Genomic DNA, 16,872 nt, shown 5'->3' with positions numbered 1-16,872 from the left:
AGCTCAGCGTAATCGATTTTGGGACCTTTTTCAACTGGGTTTCAACCGGCCTGCGCGCCGGTTTTCTTCGGCTCAATCTCCGCCGTCTCCCCCAACAGACGTCCCAAGGCCGGGCGGCCGAAGAGGGTGAAGCCCCGCGCCGCTTCGGGCGGATGGCCGGCGACGCAGACGATCGGCTTGACGCCGGAGACGCCGAGGACGATCGGCTTTCCGGAGCGCATCGGAACCCCTTTGACCACCGCACCGGGCGCGCCGGCGGCGTTGACCAGATCGACGGTGAAATCTTTCCCACCGATTGCCGTCCCGCCGGAAATCAGAACCAGGTCGACTTCGGCAAGGCTCTCCTTCATCCGGGCCGAAAAGAGGGTAAAATCGTCTTTGACGATCCCCTTGAAAATCGGCACTCCCCCCGCCTCTTCGACCAAGGCGGAGAGGCCGTATTGGTTGCAATCCCAGATGGCGCCGACGCGAAACGGCTCGGTCGGCGGAATCACCTCGTTGCCGGAGGAGAAGAGGGCCACCCGCGGCCGCTTGGAGACGGTGACCTCCAGAATTCCCTGACCGGCGAGGACGAAGAGATCGGCCGAGGTGAGCCGGTGTCCCTGCTTGAAGAGCGCCGTCCCTTTCTTTCGATCGGCCCCTTGCGTCTCGATGTTTTCATTCGGCCGGACCGGTTTGGTCAGCCGAATCTTCCCCTCTTCCTGGAGGACATCCCACTGCTTCACCACGGCGTAATCGCCCGGGGGGATATAACTTCCGGTCGTCACCCGCAGCGCCTTGCCCGGTCCGATCCCTTTCGCTTCTCCGATTCCGACCGGGATCTCCCCGACCACCTGCAAAACCACCGGCCGCTCGTTCGAGGCGGCCGCCGCTTCCGACGCCGGAACAACATATCCCTCCATGATCGACCGGGCGTAGGGAGGGTCGTCCATCACCGCCGCCACATCGACCGCCAGGACGCGGCCCCGCGCCGCCAGGAGCGCCGCCTTTTCTCCCCCCAGCGGCCCGCGCGGGATCAGCGGCAGAAAACTTTCGAGGGCAGATTGAACCGGATCATCGATTGGACTCATCACAACTCCTTCATACGATTCTGATCGAATATGGGTTAGTCAAGACGAAAAGTGCCAGATCAGCCCCCCCAGCCCCCAGATCAGCGCCAGCAGGCCGTAGAAAAAAGGCCAATATCTCTTTCCTCGGACCGACGGGATGAGGTGAACCTGGGTGGTGAATCGAATGATCCATTTGAAAAAGGGATGGTAATCCTCCAAGGGATAGCTGAGGAAAAAAAGAAAAGAGATCCCAATCATGATCAGCGCCGACAGTAACATTTCATCCCTCTTGAATTAAGGCCCTCCATACATAACATGAACCCCTCGCCGATTCAAGATCTTTGCAACGTTCCTTTCGCAGTTGACCGATGTAATACCGACCTGCCGGTGAAAGCGGGCCTTCAGAGTGAACCGGTGGAGAGCGGAACAAAAACCAGTTGGTTTTTTGGTTCGATTCCTTTATATTTAGAAACGTTGACAAGGAGGAATCATGGGGTTTACGGCAGGCATTTTGTCGATCAAAGAGCGGGGGATCCTCCCCGGTGAAGACCGGGTGACCAATGAAATCGCCCGGATGATCACCGAAGGGGGGGGCGAGGTGGTGGTAAAAGAGGTTATTACGGCGGAGGAAGAGAAGGTCCGCGACAAGCTGATCGAGTGGAGCGACCAGATCAAGCCCGATGTGATCCTCACCGCCGGCGGCTCCGGCCTCGGCAAACAAGATCGAACCCCCGACGCGACCCGCGCCGCGATGGACCGGGAGGTGCCGGGGATCGCCGACATCATGCGGACCGAGGTCTTTCAGAAAAAAACCAAGAAGGCGATTATCTCTCGGGCCACCGCCGCCATCCGAAAGGACACCCTGATCATCAACCTTCCCGGCAGCGCCGGCCCCGCGCGGGAGAATCTTGAAGTCATTCTCGGAACCCTCCAGCATCTAATCGACATGGTCCATCCGAGAAGATAAACGAACGTCCTTACTGAGAGGTCGAATATGGGTGGTCCCCTCTTTTGGGCAACGATGTTCTCACTCGTTGCCGTCTGGGCGGTGCTCCTCGCGATTCCGACCCTGCGGCGTCCTCCGCCGGGGTTCGAGCCCCGTATCTGCCCTTCTTGTGACAGTACGAGCAAATATGATGCGACCCAATGCGAGAAGTGCGGCGCCAAGCTCGAGCCGCGAAAGCTCGGTTGATCGGTCCGGAGGGCGCCGGGACAACCACGAATTGCCGCGCATGATTTTATTTTAGGAGGAGTTCGCTTTGGAACGGGATGATCGTCCGGATGATCGTCTGATTGAGAAGAAAGAAGCGTGGGCCCGGACCGGCCGCGGCCTGACCGGGGCGCCTCAACCATCGGACCGACCGCGCCTGCCGCCTGGGCAACGACTCAACAAAGGATTCCCGGTCCTCGACCTCGGCATCCTCCCGGAGGTCGAGGAGGACGACTGGACCCTCTCGATTCAAGGGGAGATCGAACAACCGATCACCTGGACCTTTGATCAATTTGCGGCCTTGGCGACCGACTCGGCGGTCACCGACTTCCATTGCGTCACCACCTGGAGCATCTTCGACGCCCGCTGGGAAGGGCTTTTCTTCCGAAAGCTGATCGACCTCGTCCGTCCCCATCCTGATGCGAAGTTCGTCTACTTCACATCCTATGACGGCTACTCGACCAACCTCCCCCTCTCCGTCTGCGACGATGCCGATGTCCTGGTCGCCCTCAAGTGGAACGGTCAGCCGCTTTCCAAGGAACATGGCGGCCCGGCCCGGATGGTGGTCCCCAAACGGTATGCCTGGAAGAGCGCGAAGTGGATCAAGGAGATCCATTTTATGAAAGAAGACCGGCTCGGTTTCTGGGAGCTCCGCGGCTATTCCAACACCGCCGATCCCTGGACCGAGGACCGCTACGCGCAATAAGCGCCCGGACCTTTTTCCGGTTGATTTCACTTTAAGTCGGTTTAATTTAAATAACAGCTACGCACGCTTGCAAGGAAAGATGGTCGAGCAGCAGGGGAAAAACGCCGCGATTATCGTCATTGGAAATGAGATCCTTTCCGGCAAAGTGCAGGATATCAATTCATCTTACCTCACGCGCGAGCTGCGCCTCCTGGGGGTCGACGTTCAACGGATCACCGTCATCCCCGATCAGATCGACCTCATCGGGGAAGAGATCGCCTCCGCGCGTAAAAAATACGATCTGATTTTTACGAGCGGCGGGGTCGGCCCGACCCATGACGACGTCACGATGGAAGGGATTGCAAAGGGGGTTGGACGGCCGCTGATTCATCACCCGATTCTCGACCAGCTGCTCAAAAGCTTCTACCCCGGCGCGCTCAACCCGGCCCAATCGAAGCTCGCAGACGTCCCCGAGGGAATTGAACTGCTCCACGCCGAGGCGCTTCGCGTCCCGGTGCTTCGCTTCGAGAACATCTATATCTTCCCCGGTATTCCCGATCTTTTGGTCAAAAAATTCGAGGCGATCAAAGAGCGTTTTCGCGAGACGCCGTTTTACCTCCGCCGGATTTTTCTCATCGAAGAGGAATCGCTCTTCGCAGACCGGTTGAACGAAACGCTCCGCCGCTACCCGGCACTGCTCCTCGGATCGTATCCGATCCTTCATCATCCCGACTATAAAGTCATCTTGACGCTGGAATCCAAAGACAAGGCCTACCTCGATGAAGCGGCAGGGATCCTCCTGACGCTCCTTCCGACGGAGCTGGTTTTGAAGGTGGAATAACTTAATTTCGGAGTGCGGAGTGAAGTCCGAAAATACTTTCTATTTTCATTCCGAAATCCGCATTCCAAAATTGAATCAGCGCGGCCGCTCGATCAGTTCGATCTCATATCGATCGGGGGCTTCGATGAAGGCAAACCGGCTTCCGCTCGACGAGACGACCGGTCCCTCCGTGACGGGAACCCCTTTTGATTGGAGATAGACGAGCATCATATCGAGGTTGTCGACCTCGAAAGCGAGATGAACCAGATCCTCTTGCACCTGCACCGGTCCGCTCTGCTTGAACTCGCAGAGCTCGATCTCCTCCAGGCCCCCCGGGATGACGAGAAAAGCGAGCTTGGAGCCGCGCGGCGATTCATGGCGCTCGGCGATTTTGAGCCCCAGAATCTCTGTAAAAAAGCGAATCGTCTCATCTAAATCGGAAACGCGCAGTCGGGTATGCAGCAACCGTTTAATCATGAGTCACCTCCTGCCCGTCCGCGTGGGCGCGCCAGCTACTTGGATCGTGTTTTCACCGACGATTGCATCAAGCTGTCGGCCTGGTCGGGGTAGAACCCTTCATAGCCGTTTCGCTCCGTCAGCTCCAGAACGGAGAATGCCTCGCCGTTCCGGACCTCCGAGGCGGTGAAGATCTGCCGAAGACGGGTCCCCTTGTTGCCGACGACCGACCCGGAGAACTCGACCCCCCGCTTCTGAAGCGTCGCAACCACTTGGTCAATGTCGGCGACCCGGACGGCGACATGGTGGAGCAGCTGATCGCCGAACCGGGCGACCCATTGCGGGATGATGCTCTTCTTCCCCCGCGCATCGTCATAGGCCTGATCGACGAAGAGGGCCGGATAGCCTTCCCGCCGATAGACCTTGGCCCACCACCCCTGATCGGGATACTCGACCGTCTCCCCCTCAAAGCGATATCCGGTTTTTAGAAACGGCTCCGCCCGCCGATCGATGTTCTCGCAGCGGATCGTAATGTGGTCGATGAACAGCGGCCACCCTTCCTGCCGACAGGCCTCGGCATACATCCGGGCCGCTTCATTCTCTTGAAAAAAAGTTTCGATCAATTCCCGGACGACCGGGTCCTCATACTTTGGGAGAGTTTTTTGATCCATCCTGATTCTCCAGGTTGTGTTTCGATTATACGGCCTCCTTCCGACGATGTAAAGTTGGTCTCCTTCCATTGCCTTTTGATTGCCGACGAAACCCGGACTTGACACCCTCTGTGGTCCCCCTTACAATCGCCGGATGAAAACCGCCTGGCAAGTTCTGCTCCCGATTCTCCTTTCAATTGCCTTTATCGTTGATTGCGGCCCCGTCTTTTCCGCCCGGTCCGACGAGCCGTTGGGGATGGTTCTCATCCCGGCCGGCCCCTTCTCGATGGGAATCGACCAGCTCCCCCCCGACACCCCCTGGGGCCAAGACGACGCCAAACCAAAACACCAGGTGACCCTCCCCGCTTTCTACATCGACCGAACCGAGGTCACCTATGGCGATTATCAGAAGGTTGATCCGAAATTGAAGATACCGGGACGGACCGATACGTTCCCTGTCACCGATGTCACCTGGTTCCAGGCCGACAACTATTGCCAGGCGGTCGGCAAGCGGCTGCCGACCGAGGCGGAGTGGGAGAAGGCGGCGCGCGGCCCCGACGGCCGGGCCTATCCCTGGGGAAGCGGATTCGATCCGAAGAAGACAAACGTCGGCGCCTCGCCGATGCCGGTCGGCACCGTCCCGACCGACAAAAGCCCCTATGGCGTGATGGACATGTCGGGAAACGTCTCCGAGTGGACCGACAGCTGGTATCAACCCTACCCCGGCAACAAACACCCTTCGCCCGATTACGGCCTCTTACAAAAAGTCGTCCGCGGCGGCTCTTTTAATGTGAACCGCCACTATGCCGACGAGATGTTCGCCCAGGTCACCTTCCGAAATTACAACCGTCCCGATGCCTCCGGCCCCGACAACGGTTTCCGCTGCGCCCGCTCCGCCGAGAAGGACGCGAAGGGGAAATGACCGGCGCGCTGCTGCTTGCCGCATTCGGCGCCGTCGGCGGGGTGATGGCCGGCCTGCTCGGGATCGGCGGCGGCGTGGTCCTCGTTCCGGCGCTGATCTTCTATTTTCAGACCCACGGCGTCTCGCCGGAGGTCTCCACTCAACTGGCGATCGGAACGAGCCTCGCCGCCATCCTCTTCACCGGCTCAGCCAGCGCCTGGACCCATCACAAGAATGGCAATGTCGATTGGGGAGCGGTCCGTGGGATGTCGCTCTTTATCGTGATCGGCGCGCAGATCGGAGCGCTGCTGGCGGGGCTGCTCCCGGGGATTATTCTGCGGCGGCTGTTCGGAATTTTCGAATTTGTGATTGCCGCACGGATGCTGATCGTCACAACACCGCGACCCGGCGGCAAGCCGACCTCCCCCGTTCCGGCTTATACGCTTGGCGGGCTCATGATTGGGACCGTCTCCTCCCTCTTTGGTATCGGCGGCGGAACCCTCACCGTTCCCCTGCTCGTCTATCTGCTCGGCCGTCCGATCAAAGTGGCGATCGGGACGGCGAGCGCCCAAGGGGTCGTCATCGCGTTCTTCGGAACGCTCGGCTTTATCTATCAAGGATGGGGAAACCCGGCCCTTCCGGCCGACGCGTGGGGATTCGTCTCACCAAAGGCGGCCATCCTGATTGCGATCACCAGCACGCTGACGGCGCCGCTCGGCGCTTCTCTAACGCATCGGCTTCCACCGGCGCTCCTCAGCCGGGCCTTCGGGATTTTTTTGATTTTGGTTGGGATGAAGCTGGTGGGGTTCTTTTAAAAAGACCCACGACGCGCCGGCGAGATCTTCCCTCCTCCCGGAAAACAAAATCGGAGAAAGGAGAGAATCGGGCCGGCTTTCGATCCATAAAATAGAAACCTTCTCCGGATCTCCCATCAGACCTCCTCCCTCTAAATCAATTTTATCAACCGACGCTTTTCTCCCTTCCGGCCGGAGCGCGCCTATCGGAGTCCGTTAAGGTTTGACCTCTTCGCTCACCCGGATCAGCCCCAGGCCGCCATGAAGCGCGTCGGGAATGGAGTGGGTGACGAAGGGATAGGTCCCGGCTTCCGGGAAAGTAATGTCAAATGTCGCGCCGCCGCCGGGTGGGATCGTCCAGGTCTGGATGCCGCGGAGCACATTGGCGGGGTTCCCGCTCTCATAAACTTTATCGAAGATGCCGCCGATGACATGAAAGGCGGAGAAGAGACCCGGACCGGCATTCACGACATGGATCCGGACCAGCTCTCCGGGACGCGCCTGAAGCGGCTCGGCGACATGTTTATTAACGGCGCCGTTGAACATTAGATTTTTAGGCGTCTTGGCCATCATCGCGGCGACGTCGGTCGAAGAAGCATAAAGCTCCCCCTGAACCAAGACATATTCGCGGGCTTTGGGAAGGGGGTTTTTCGGCTCGACGATCAGCGCGCCATACATGCCGTTGGCGATATGCTGAACCATCGGCGGGGCGCCGCAGTGATAATAAAAGACGCCGGGATATTGCGCCTTCCAAGTATAGGTCAGCGACTTGCCGGGGGCGACAACGACATAATTTCGATCGGGCGCCGTCTGCGCCGCGTGAAAGTCCATCGAGTGAGGCATCGTCCCCTTGTTTTCCAGCGTGAACTCGACCGTGTCTCCCTCTTTCACCCGAAGGACCGGTCCGGGGATCGTCCCGTTGAAGGTCCAGGCCGCGTAAGTCTGATCGTCCGCGACCTTCACCTCCTTTTCAATTGCAACCAGGTGGATCTTTACCGTCTCGGCCAGGACCGGCAGCGGAACGGCCAATAAAACGAGGAAAAAGAAAAAGAGCGGGATCAAACCAAAACCGATTTGAAAATATTTTTTTGACATTCGTTCTCCTGGTTGAAAGTGGGATGCTTTACTATTTCGACGATGCTTCTGCTGGAATATGCTCCGGACAGTCGAGGCGCAACTCCGGCTCCCCAAAGGGGGCGTCGACGAAACCGCAGTGATGCGGCTTTTCCGAGCCGGGATAAGCGTTCGGCTTGAAGAACTCACAGCTGACGCACATCCGGGAGACGGAGATCAAGCCGTGGTCCTGCAGCCCCCGGGTCAGCTTGATCAGCACGGAGAGGAGGGTCGACTTCTCGTCGCCCGAAAGCCCGGCGATCACCTCCAGGAGCCGCGCCCGTTTCCCGTTTAAGCCGCGCGCCAACCGTTTCCCCTCCGATGTCAAAGAGAGCTGGACAACCCGGCTGTCCCCTTCGCTTCGCTTTTTATTCAGATAGGCTTTTTTCTCAAGGGTGCGGGTGGCGTCGCTCACCGTCGGCGCCGTCACCCCCATCTCGCGAGAGAGCGTTCCGACCGTATCGGGATGGTGCGGCTCGAGGAGCGAGAGAACAATTCTCATTTGCAGCGCGCTGAGGTTCTCCTTCCGGCTTTCGGTCTCAAAGAGAAGGGCAATCGCCTGACCGACCTGCTCCAGGCCGATGAGGATCTTTTGATCGAGGGGAAGATCATCATCGAACGGGTCTTTAGGAGGACGGGTGCTTTTCATTAGGACTCCTTACTATTAGGAGACCTAACTCTATATTGTTCTTTGGAATCGTGTCAAGAAAATATTTTTCCCCGGACAGGATCGATTTAAAAATCGATCGGGCTCGACACGCCCTTCCTACCGACGGCAACCACGATCGGAACCGCTGGATTCATCCGCAGGGAACAGAACGAGGCCGTGGCGGTGCAATACATCGGCAACGACAGCTTCGTCGTCATCGGCCATGAAGGGGCCTTGACCGTCAATCGACGGTCAAGGAGTCAAGATAGACCCGGATCCAAAAACAGAAGCCTGAGACAAACATCTACCTCAGGCTTCTGTTTTGTCGCGATTCGTTCCCTCAAATGACCTATCCTATTTCTTTTCCTGCGACACTATCTCGGTCCGGTTACAATTCGGCTTTTCCTCGGCGCGCTGCTTGACAAAAATAACCGATGCGACACCGCCGAGGATGGCGATCGAGGCGAGCAGCAGGCGGAGCGTGATCGGCTCTCCGAGGAAGAGAATGCCCCCCGCCGCCGCGATCACCGGGACGCTGAGCTGTACCGTGGCCGCGTTGGTTGCCTTCAACCCGGACAAGGCGGTGTACCAGATCGCATAGCCGACCCCCGAGGTCAATGCGCCCGACAACATCGCATAGACAAAACCGGAACGATCGGGCGAAGCCGATGGAAGCGTCGCGATGCTCAACCCCGCCGCCAGAGCGACGGCGCGCAAAAAGTTCCCCGCCGTCACCGAGGTCGGATCCCCCGCCCCTTTGCCGCGCAAGGAGTAGATCCCCCAAGCGGCGCCGGCGCCGAGCATCAGGAGCGCGCCCCGGAGCGGCGGCGCCGTGAGTCCCGGCAGCAACAGACCGATCAATCCGCCGAACGCGACGATTAGTCCCACAACCTGTCCTCCCGTCAGTCGCTCTCCACTCCAGAGCCCGTAGCCGATCATCGTCGCCTGCACCGCGCCGAAGAGGAGCAACGCGCCGGTCGCCGCCGGCAGCGTGACATAAGCAAACGAGAACCCGCCGGCATAGACAAAAAGGGCAACCGCAGAGGGCCAGTTGCCCGCTCCCCGCGCGCCGCCCCGCATCTTGACAATCATCCAAAGGGCGAGGGCGCCGGAAGCGATTCGAATGAAAGTGAAACTCGCCGGGTCGATCCCGGTCTGCTTCAGCGCCGATCGGCAGAGCAAGGAATTTCCCGCGAAGGCGATCATGGCGAGCAACGTCAGGACAAAGAGCCGCCTAGGCGACATCGGAATGACTCCCGGCGCGCCATGCGCTCCGCTCCCGTTCGCTGAATGCTGAAATCAACTTCATAGACCCAACCGATTAAAATGGACGATTTTGGATCGTAGCGAATCACATTCCAGATAGCAATCCCCTTTCCGCTTCATAGCGGATTGAAGGAAAGTGGGTCCGTTTAAACTTTGTCATGCCCGCGGATTCCTGATTAGACATTCGGGAATGACGGCTAAGAAATGAATCCCTCACCCAAAATGACCCACTATGGGGATTGAAGCGTTTTGGTTGACATCCGAATCTTGAGATCCTAAAATACCGAATGATCCTCCATGTCGATATGGACGCATTTTATGCTTCGATCGAAGAGCGGGAGCGGCCCGAGCTGAAGGGAAAGCCGGTCATCGTCGGCGGTAGCCCCGAGCGGCGCGGGGTGGTCGCCGCGGCGAACTACAAAGCCCGCGAATTCGGCGTCCACAGCGCAATGCCTTCTTCCAAAGCCTTCCGGCTCTGCCCCGCCGCCATCTTCCTGCCGTCGCGGATCGATTACTACGCGGCGGTCTCCGAGCAGATTCATCAGATCCTCCAGGCTTACACCCCGTTGATCGAGCCGATCTCTCTGGACGAGGCGTTTCTCGACATCACCGCGAGTGAAAAGCGCTATGGCGGCGCGGAGTCGATCGGAAAAGCGGTCAAGCAGAAAATCAAAGCAGAGCTCCGCCTGATCGCCTCGGTCGGAATCGCTCCGAACAAATTCGTGGCGAAGGTGGCGAGCGACCTCGGAAAACCGGACGGCTTCGTCGTCGTCCGACCGGAGGAGGTTCAGGCCTTTCTCGATCCCCTTCCGGTCGGCCGCCTCTGGGGGGTCGGGAAGGTGACCGGCCGATTACTGCAACAGAAAGGGATCGACACCATCCAGCAACTCCGGCAACAGCCGCCCCGCAAGCTCCACGACCTCCTCGGAAAATGGGGCGATCACCTTTGGGAGCTCGCCCACGGTCGGGACGACCGCGCCGTCCTCCCCGACCAGGAAGCAAAATCGATCTCCCACGAGACGACCTTCGAAACCGATCATCGTTCGTTCCCGCTCCTTCGCGCTTATCTTGTGGAGCTGACGGAGCAGGTGGCGCGCCGTCTCCGCCGTCACGGCCTGCGCGCCCGCACGGTGGAGGTTAAAATCCGCTTTGCCGATTTTAAAACGATCACCCGGTCGCATACTTTGCCAAAAGCGACGCAGACGACGCAAGATCTGGTGCAGGCCGCCGTCGATCTTCTGAAAGCCGGGCTTCCGGAAAAACAGGGCGGGGTTCGATTGATCGGGATGGGGGTCAGCCAGCTGGCGGTCGGCGAGCCGGCACAAGGAGAGCTTTTCTTAGACGAAGCGACGCAGAAACAGCGCCGCCTCGACGCGGCGGCCGATCTCATCGCGTCGAAATACGGAGAATCGGCCCTCAAGCGGGGCGGGGGAATGCCTGGTGAATCTGCTTCTCAATCACCGACCCCGAAAAATCAACAGGTCAAACTGATTTAACTCCGGATCGGATGGAACCGGATTCCTTTCGACGTTCGAGATCGGTTCTGGAATCGCTTTTGACAATCCGGAATCATCCGGAGTATCCTCACCTCTTATCAGAGGCCTTCGGATGGCGCGACGCGGTGAGAAGGATCAAGAGCGGGGCGAGATGGACGGACAAGACAATGTCTCTCCATCCATCACTGTCCCATCGAATCAAACCCCCTCCGAAGCCTCTTCTCCTCCCCCGTCCGGCCGGACGAAAACCGGATCGACCCAACCGGATCCCGGAACAGGGTATTTCCGCCATCCTCTCATCGTCCGCTTGACCCATTGGATCAATGCACTCTGCCTGTTGGTCTTGTCGATCAGCGGCCTTCAGATCTCTGCCGGCCGTTACTGGTTCGGACTCGGCCGATGGCACCACTACTTTTTTGCCTGGATCTTTGCCCTCAACGGACTCGTCTATACCGCCTATGCCGTCCGAACCGGGCACTTCAAAAATCTCCTTCCGGCCCGGTCGTATCTGCATATGATCGGCAAAGGCCTTGGGGACCTTCTCTTTCGCCGTCCGAACGGAGAGGAAGGCTTCCGGCAGATCGGTCTGCGCATTGCCAACATCCTTCAAAAGATGGGATATGCCGGGGTCGTTTTCGGGCTGGGGCCGCTGATCCTTCTGACCGGCTTGGTGAGCTCGCCACGGGGCGAAGCGTTCCTTCCCGCCCTGGCCGACCTCTTTGGGACAAGGCAAAGGGCGAAGGCGCTCCACTTCGACATCACCCTTCTCTTGATCGGCTATACGGTGGTCCATCTCGTTCTGCTGCTGTTGACGGGGTTCTGGAATAACGTCCGGTCGATGCTGACCGGGTGGTACCGGATTCGTCCTTCAGGAAAGGATAACGAGAAATAAGAGGATGGACTGAATGGAGGTATTTCAGAGAAAAAATTATCCTCTCTTCTTCTGCAACGCTTCGTGCACCTGCTCCACGCTGGCATCGGGAAGAATCTCCCCGTCAATATCCAACGTCGGGCTTTTACTCTGACCCGATTTCTTTTCAACTTCCTTTTTGAACTCGGGATTTTTCAGAATATCTCTTTCCTCATACGGTATCTCTTGCGCCTTGAGAAAAGCCGCCACCGCCGCCGCCCACGGGCAACCGGTCTTTTTATAAATGATAATATTCATCTCCCCAGTGCCTCCACAGGCTGTTCCTTGTCATGATAGCATGACTTGAAATTACTTCACCAGAGGCACCTTCGACCAGGCCTGGAAAATGGGCAGGGCCAAACAAAAAAACCTGAGGCGGAATCACTCCGCCTCAGGTTTTTTCTTGAAAACCTTCCGAGATCTATTTATTTAATCGCGTCGGCGATCGCGTTTAACGTCGGCTCGGACGCATTACCTTGCCGGATTCAGTCCTCGACTGCTTCAACGCCAAGTCGCCTAAGGTGCTCAAGGTGATCCTTCATGGCTTTGAGCTCTTCGGGAGAGTGCCCCTTCCAATCCGTAACCTCACCCGTGACCCGAAGCGGATCTCGGGAGCGGTATGACTTCGTCGGATTGCCCGGGTATTTCTTATCCGTCAGATTGGGGTCATCTGCAATCGGGCCGGTCGGTTCCACCGTGTATATTCTGCCGGGTCCTTCGCCGAGGGCCAGTTCGGCCCCCCAAGTGGCCGCGTCCAAGGTGGCGGTCAGATAGACGTAGGCCGCCTTCTTCCTCTTACCGTAGTTAGAGTTATTGCCGGGCTTGATCAGGTCCCCCGGCTTCAGGTCGGCCTTCGTACCATGGTAGAACCGCTGCGAACTCAGGCCGTCGATGGCAGCCATCGGTTTGTCCGTCATACTATTCGATTGCGCTGCTGCACGATGCTGTCCTCCGTTTGCATGTCTCGGGCCGATCTCGACGGGGAGTAAGTTGGCCTGAGACCTGGTTCCATCTAACGACGGAACTGAGCCGCCGCGAAAAGATGCGGCTTTAAAATGCGACGACTTTATGCGGTCGGCTCCGGTGAATTGTTAGAAACGCCCCGTGCGACCAGGACATCCCAAAAATGCAACAGCTCTTTCTGGAACTTCTTGTGCGCGTCTTCCGGCGCAAACCGGTTACGGCTTCCCCGCAACCCAGCCGGCTGAAGCTTCAACGAACTGAAATCGAAGCATCCAGTGTACCTTTCGACCCCAAAGAAAAAAGCGGTTTAACGTTAGCGCTGCGCGGCGGGTTAGACGCCAATGCTTGCGTTCTCAACGCTTACTTTTCATGGGGTTCGCTCTGGAAGTCTGCTGCCCGAGCTCCTGGGCGAGCCCGATGAGAATTCCTTCGGGACCCCGGATGTAGCAGAGCCGATACATGTCTTCATACTGGACCACTTCGCCGACGAGCTTCGCGCCGCGTTTGCCGAGCCGGGCGAGCGTATCGTCGATGTCCTCCACGGTGAACATGACGCGTAGGTAGCCGAGAGCATTCACTGGGGCGCTGCGGTGATCGGCGACCACGGGCGGCGCGAGGAAACGGGACATCTCGAGCCGACTGTGACCGTCCGGCGTACGCATCATGGCAATCTCGACGCGCATGCCGCGCAATCCAGTGACGCCATCTGCCCAGTCTCCTTCGACTGGGGCGCGCCCCTCGAACTCGAGACCCAGTTCGGTGAAGAACGCAATGGCGGCATCCATGTCTTCCACCACGATGCCGACGTTGTCCATACGCTTGACCGTCATGATGTCTCCTTGGCGTCTAATGGTGGCGCTAAGCGGCACGAGCGCGGGCAGTTTATGCTGCATCAGAGCGGAAACATCGCGCCGCGCCGTGCCCGCTTGAGCGAAGGGTTAGGCGGCCTCCCGGCCTCTACCGCGCGCCATCGGGCGCCATGCGACTGAGGGCCCGCTCGACCTCCGGCGCTGACAGGCCGAGCCAGGCACAAGCGGTGTCCATCATGTTGAACACGATCACGGTGGTCCCGTGCGGGGAGATGTACCGCTCGAACTGGACCGCCTCATAGAAGGCCACGCCCGCCACGATGGCGCACCTCAGCCGCGACATCTCGGGGGCGTCCCCGTAGGCGTTCGCCGCCTCCTTGAGGACCCCCGCGTCGATCGAGCGGTCGAGCGAGCCCGACCGGAGATCGACGAGGTGGGTGAGCTTCCGCGGGGGCCAGTCGGGGTCCGAGATCATGCGGCCGATGTGCGCTCGGAACTCCTCCGCCGTGGTAACGTCGAACCAGCGGGCGAGGGAGTACCCCCTCTCCCGGTCGATGTGATAGACGATCGGCATCGTTCCTCCTTGCGTCTGCTCGCCGGGAGGGTCAACGTGGTCCGGACCGCCCGGCCGGCTCCTCCCGGCGCGAAGGTACGACCACGAGAGCTAGGGTTGGCCAGGAGGACGAAGAGGCCCGTGTCCTTCCCTTGGAGTCTTGGCCGCCTGACATATAAATGGACAGAAATATTTCTGCCTTATTTTATGGAAATTTTTCTGTCTATCTCTTGTCGATCATTCCTAACATATTGAAATTATAAAGTAGTCAAGACCCAAACCGGAGATAAGCAGAAAATTTTGTACTCTAAAATTATGGTCGCCTGGGGTATATCACATGGAATTTCTAAAATCAATACAGTATGTGTAAACCCGTCGTGAGGGATTGATCGGTCAAAACATGAAATCCCCTCTTCTGACCCATGTGCAGCCCTCCGCTCCTCAACCGAAAAAGCTACTTGACCAGGTCCGGGAGATCATCCGCCTGAAACATTACTCCATCCGGACCGATTGGATGCCGGGTTAGGCAAGTCAACGCTGTACGACCTTCGCTGACTTATAAAGAAAAGAGGACGGATTATTTTCTATTTAATATGGTATTGTCTTGTTTCCTCAGTTGTCCTGTGTGTGAACATATTCTCAGCGATCTCTTACCTTCGACCTAACTGGCCCGCCTGCCGTGGCGGGTCCGGTTGAGCGAAGGGTTAGACCACACTGTTCAGTATCTCGCGTGCTTGGGACTCAACAAACTGAAGACGCTTGTCCACAACATCTCGCCACTGGGGATGCGTGAGAGCGCCCAAAAGGGGTCAAGCGCCCAAAAGGGATCAAGTCTTGTATTTTGAATTCCTTAATTATTCCTTATATCAAGATTAAAGACCTGACCCTGTTAAGATTTTCTCTGTTAAGATTTTCTTTATTTATTTATCGATTGTCTGCAGAATTTGGATCTGGAACTTACCTTCCAAAATAGATGTCGGCTGTTCCCAAAGAAGTATCACTCCAGGTCGAGTAGACATTATTATTGCGCGAAGTAATCTCAAAGAAGTCTCCGAATCCTTGAGGGTCCGGCACCCCGCCCTCGTCTGAATTAATGTCATTACCCGGAGGAGGAAAAGGGGACGGATTTATTTTCTCGCTAAAAGCCAAATTTCTAGGCTAGGCCCCTTTTCCTACTTTCGGAGGAAATGGGGCTCCAAGTAACTCGCCATGCGGTGAGATATTGTTCGTTCATTAACATCCGCGATCAGAATTTCAGCATCCGCTCTCAATCGCTGTTCAATTGCGTCATTTAATGCTGATTCGACAATCTCTCTCACGCGCTAAATTCCTTGTGGGTATAACATCCGGCATCAGCGGCGGCGCGAAGCACCGTCCGCTGCATGCCATTGTTACGCCGCTCCTGACTCAAGTGATGATACGTTGGACACGAGCACGATCTTGCCTACTATGCCTCCCTTCGCGAGCAATTCGTGCGCCTGTCTTGCCTCGGCAAGGGGAAATCGCTGCGCGATGAGCGGTTTGATTTTTTTCTGTTGAAGGAGGTCGAGCAGGAGGGTCAAATCCTGTCGAAACCATTCAGGTTTTAACCGTTTGAGAGTCTGGATGCTGTAGGGGAGCACCCGTTTCCGGCCCGGTAGAAGCCAGCCACCGGCGATATACATTGCGAAGATAGCGGTTCCACGAAAGCGTTGGCGACGACCTGGACGACTTGATGTCAATCCCTGACCACGTATCGAAGTAATGAGACCGTAGCCCACCACCCTCCCCCCAGGACGGAGGGCCTTGCGGGAATGCCAGAGATGAGCGCCACCGATGGGATCAAAGACGACGTCTACACCATCGGTCGTGAGACGGCGAATTTCCTTTACGAAATCCACATGCTGGTAATCAATCGGGATAGCGCCCAGGTCGGAAACGGCCGACGCCCCTCGCGATGAACAGGTTCCGTACATCTCCAGCCCGGCCAGGCGCCCAAGCTGCAAGAGTGCCGTGCCGACTCCGCCTGCCGCGCCATGAATCAACACGCGCTGGCCCGATTTGACGTGAGCCGAACGATGGAGCATCTGGTATCCCGTGATGTAGTTCAACGCCATACTGACCGTTTCGGCGGGATCTAATCCGGATGGCACTGGAACCAGTTCATCTTTAGGCAAGCAGACAAATTCTGCGTACGCACCATGGATCGGCATTGCGATAACCCGTTGTCCTGGTTCGATGCCATCGACACCGTCGCCGAGCCGATCCACGATGCCGACCAGATCCCATCCCGGGGTGAAGGGCACGGGGGGCGTTTCGGGATGAATGCCTTCACGCGCCATGATGTCAGGCAAGCCGACACCGGCGGCCAACACTTTAACACGCACTTCTCCATCTTTTGGTTCTGGGCACTCTTCTTCAACCACCTGAAGTGCATCGGGTCCGCCATAGTGAGTAACAATGATGCGAGTGTGTCTCATGGGCCTCTTCCTCTCTTGCCGGTCACCCGAACGAGTGCTGCCTACGACCAGCGCCCAAAAGGGGTCACCGCCCAAAAGGGGTCAAGTCT

The 16,872-nt window shown here is 57.8% G+C and carries 20 protein-coding genes; 8 read left to right on the top strand and 12 right to left on the bottom strand.

Translation table 11 applies throughout. The features are described 5' to 3' along the window. Positions 1–41: 41 nt before the first annotated feature. Positions 42–1,070: a molybdopterin molybdotransferase MoeA gene (locus tag HY282_18315; GenBank protein ID MBI3805710.1), complete on the bottom strand. Its 1,029-nt coding sequence runs from the start codon at positions 1,068–1,070 to the stop codon at positions 42–44. A gap of 39 nt (positions 1,071–1,109) precedes the next feature. Next, positions 1,110–1,328, bottom strand: a complete 219-nt coding sequence (locus HY282_18310; protein MBI3805709.1) for a hypothetical protein — start codon at positions 1,326–1,328, stop codon at positions 1,110–1,112. Positions 1,329–1,539: 211 nt separating this feature from the next. Between HY282_18310 and HY282_18305 the strand changes: the two genes are divergently transcribed. From HY282_18305 to HY282_18290, 4 genes are all read left to right on the top strand, one after another. After that, positions 1,540–2,016, top strand: a complete 477-nt coding sequence (locus HY282_18305) for a MogA/MoaB family molybdenum cofactor biosynthesis protein (GenBank protein ID MBI3805708.1) — start codon at positions 1,540–1,542, stop codon at positions 2,014–2,016. Between the two features lie 54 nt (positions 2,017–2,070). Next, complete coding sequence (locus HY282_18300; GenBank protein ID MBI3805707.1) at positions 2,071–2,241, top strand: hypothetical protein; 171 nt, start codon at positions 2,071–2,073, stop codon at positions 2,239–2,241. A gap of 67 nt (positions 2,242–2,308) precedes the next feature. Then, a complete protein-coding gene (locus HY282_18295) occupies positions 2,309–2,965 on the top strand; it encodes a sulfite oxidase-like oxidoreductase (protein MBI3805706.1) in 657 nt (218 codons plus the stop codon). A 79-nt stretch (positions 2,966–3,044) separates the two neighbouring features. Further along, positions 3,045–3,785: a hypothetical protein gene (locus HY282_18290; protein MBI3805705.1), complete on the top strand. Its 741-nt coding sequence runs from the start codon at positions 3,045–3,047 to the stop codon at positions 3,783–3,785. 75 nt (positions 3,786–3,860) lie between these two features. Here HY282_18290 and HY282_18285 read toward each other — a convergent pair whose 3' ends face one another. Beyond that, positions 3,861–4,241, bottom strand: coding sequence for a VOC family protein (locus tag HY282_18285; GenBank protein ID MBI3805704.1), 381 nt, complete (start codon positions 4,239–4,241; stop codon positions 3,861–3,863). Positions 4,242–4,276: 35 nt separating this feature from the next. After that, the gene (locus tag HY282_18280; protein ID MBI3805703.1) at positions 4,277–4,804 is read right to left on the bottom strand and encodes a VOC family protein; all 528 of its coding nucleotides are present in this window, start codon (positions 4,802–4,804) and stop codon (positions 4,277–4,279) included. Between the two features lie 220 nt (positions 4,805–5,024). Here HY282_18280 and HY282_18275 point away from each other — a divergent pair, with 220 nt between their 5' ends. Both HY282_18275 and HY282_18270 read left to right on the top strand, forming a co-directional pair. Beyond that, complete coding sequence (locus HY282_18275; protein MBI3805702.1) at positions 5,025–5,792, top strand: SUMF1/EgtB/PvdO family nonheme iron enzyme; 768 nt, start codon at positions 5,025–5,027, stop codon at positions 5,790–5,792. Continuing rightward, a complete protein-coding gene (locus tag HY282_18270; GenBank protein ID MBI3805701.1) occupies positions 5,789–6,586 on the top strand; it encodes a sulfite exporter TauE/SafE family protein in 798 nt (265 codons plus the stop codon). Before HY282_18275 ends, HY282_18270 begins: the two co-directional genes overlap by 4 nt. Positions 6,587–6,781: 195 nt before the next feature. Here the strand turns inward: HY282_18270 and HY282_18265 are convergent, their stop codons facing one another. From HY282_18265 to HY282_18255, 3 genes are all read right to left on the bottom strand, one after another. After that, complete coding sequence (locus tag HY282_18265; protein ID MBI3805700.1) at positions 6,782–7,660, bottom strand: multicopper oxidase domain-containing protein; 879 nt, start codon at positions 7,658–7,660, stop codon at positions 6,782–6,784. Between the two features lie 31 nt (positions 7,661–7,691). Next, positions 7,692–8,327, bottom strand: a complete 636-nt coding sequence (locus tag HY282_18260; GenBank protein ID MBI3805699.1) for a MarR family transcriptional regulator — start codon at positions 8,325–8,327, stop codon at positions 7,692–7,694. A gap of 354 nt (positions 8,328–8,681) precedes the next feature. Next, a complete protein-coding gene (locus HY282_18255; protein ID MBI3805698.1) occupies positions 8,682–9,572 on the bottom strand; it encodes a DMT family transporter in 891 nt (296 codons plus the stop codon). A gap of 308 nt (positions 9,573–9,880) precedes the next feature. Between HY282_18255 and dinB the strand changes: the two genes are divergently transcribed. Together dinB and HY282_18245 are read left to right on the top strand one after the other, a co-directional pair. Further along, positions 9,881–11,089: a DNA polymerase IV gene (gene dinB / locus HY282_18250; protein ID MBI3805697.1), complete on the top strand. Its 1,209-nt coding sequence runs from the start codon at positions 9,881–9,883 to the stop codon at positions 11,087–11,089. Positions 11,090–11,201: 112 nt separating this feature from the next. Then, on the top strand, positions 11,202–11,981 hold the full coding sequence (locus HY282_18245; GenBank protein ID MBI3805696.1) for a cytochrome b/b6 domain-containing protein: 780 nt from the start codon (positions 11,202–11,204) through the stop codon (positions 11,979–11,981). A 36-nt stretch (positions 11,982–12,017) separates the two neighbouring features. Here the strand turns inward: HY282_18245 and HY282_18240 are convergent, their stop codons facing one another. The 5 genes from HY282_18240 to HY282_18220 all read right to left on the bottom strand — a co-directional run bounded on the left by HY282_18240 (position 12,018) and on the right by HY282_18220 (position 16,783). Further along, positions 12,018–12,257 carry a glutaredoxin gene (locus HY282_18240; GenBank protein ID MBI3805695.1) on the bottom strand — a complete coding sequence of 80 codons (240 nt, stop codon included), beginning with the start codon at positions 12,255–12,257 and terminating at the stop codon, positions 12,018–12,020. A gap of 227 nt (positions 12,258–12,484) precedes the next feature. After that, positions 12,485–12,901 (bottom strand): NAD(+)--rifampin ADP-ribosyltransferase, encoded by a 417-nt coding sequence (gene arr / locus HY282_18235; protein MBI3805694.1) that lies wholly within the window; start codon positions 12,899–12,901, stop codon positions 12,485–12,487. 414 nt (positions 12,902–13,315) lie between these two features. Further along, positions 13,316–13,792 carry a VOC family protein gene (locus HY282_18230; protein MBI3805693.1) on the bottom strand — a complete coding sequence of 159 codons (477 nt, stop codon included), beginning with the start codon at positions 13,790–13,792 and terminating at the stop codon, positions 13,316–13,318. A gap of 127 nt (positions 13,793–13,919) precedes the next feature. Continuing rightward, a complete protein-coding gene (locus HY282_18225) occupies positions 13,920–14,345 on the bottom strand; it encodes a hypothetical protein (GenBank protein MBI3805692.1) in 426 nt (141 codons plus the stop codon). Between the two features lie 1,370 nt (positions 14,346–15,715). Further along, positions 15,716–16,783 carry a zinc-binding dehydrogenase gene (locus HY282_18220; GenBank protein ID MBI3805691.1) on the bottom strand — a complete coding sequence of 356 codons (1,068 nt, stop codon included), beginning with the start codon at positions 16,781–16,783 and terminating at the stop codon, positions 15,716–15,718. Positions 16,784–16,872 lie beyond the last annotated feature (89 nt).

Source organism: Candidatus Manganitrophaceae bacterium, from assembly GCA_016200325.1.
Lineage (GTDB): Bacteria > Nitrospirota > Nitrospiria > SBBL01 > Manganitrophaceae > Manganitrophus.
The sequence above is the reverse complement of the archived record's forward strand: the minus strand, read 5'-3'. Positions and strand labels throughout refer to the sequence as shown.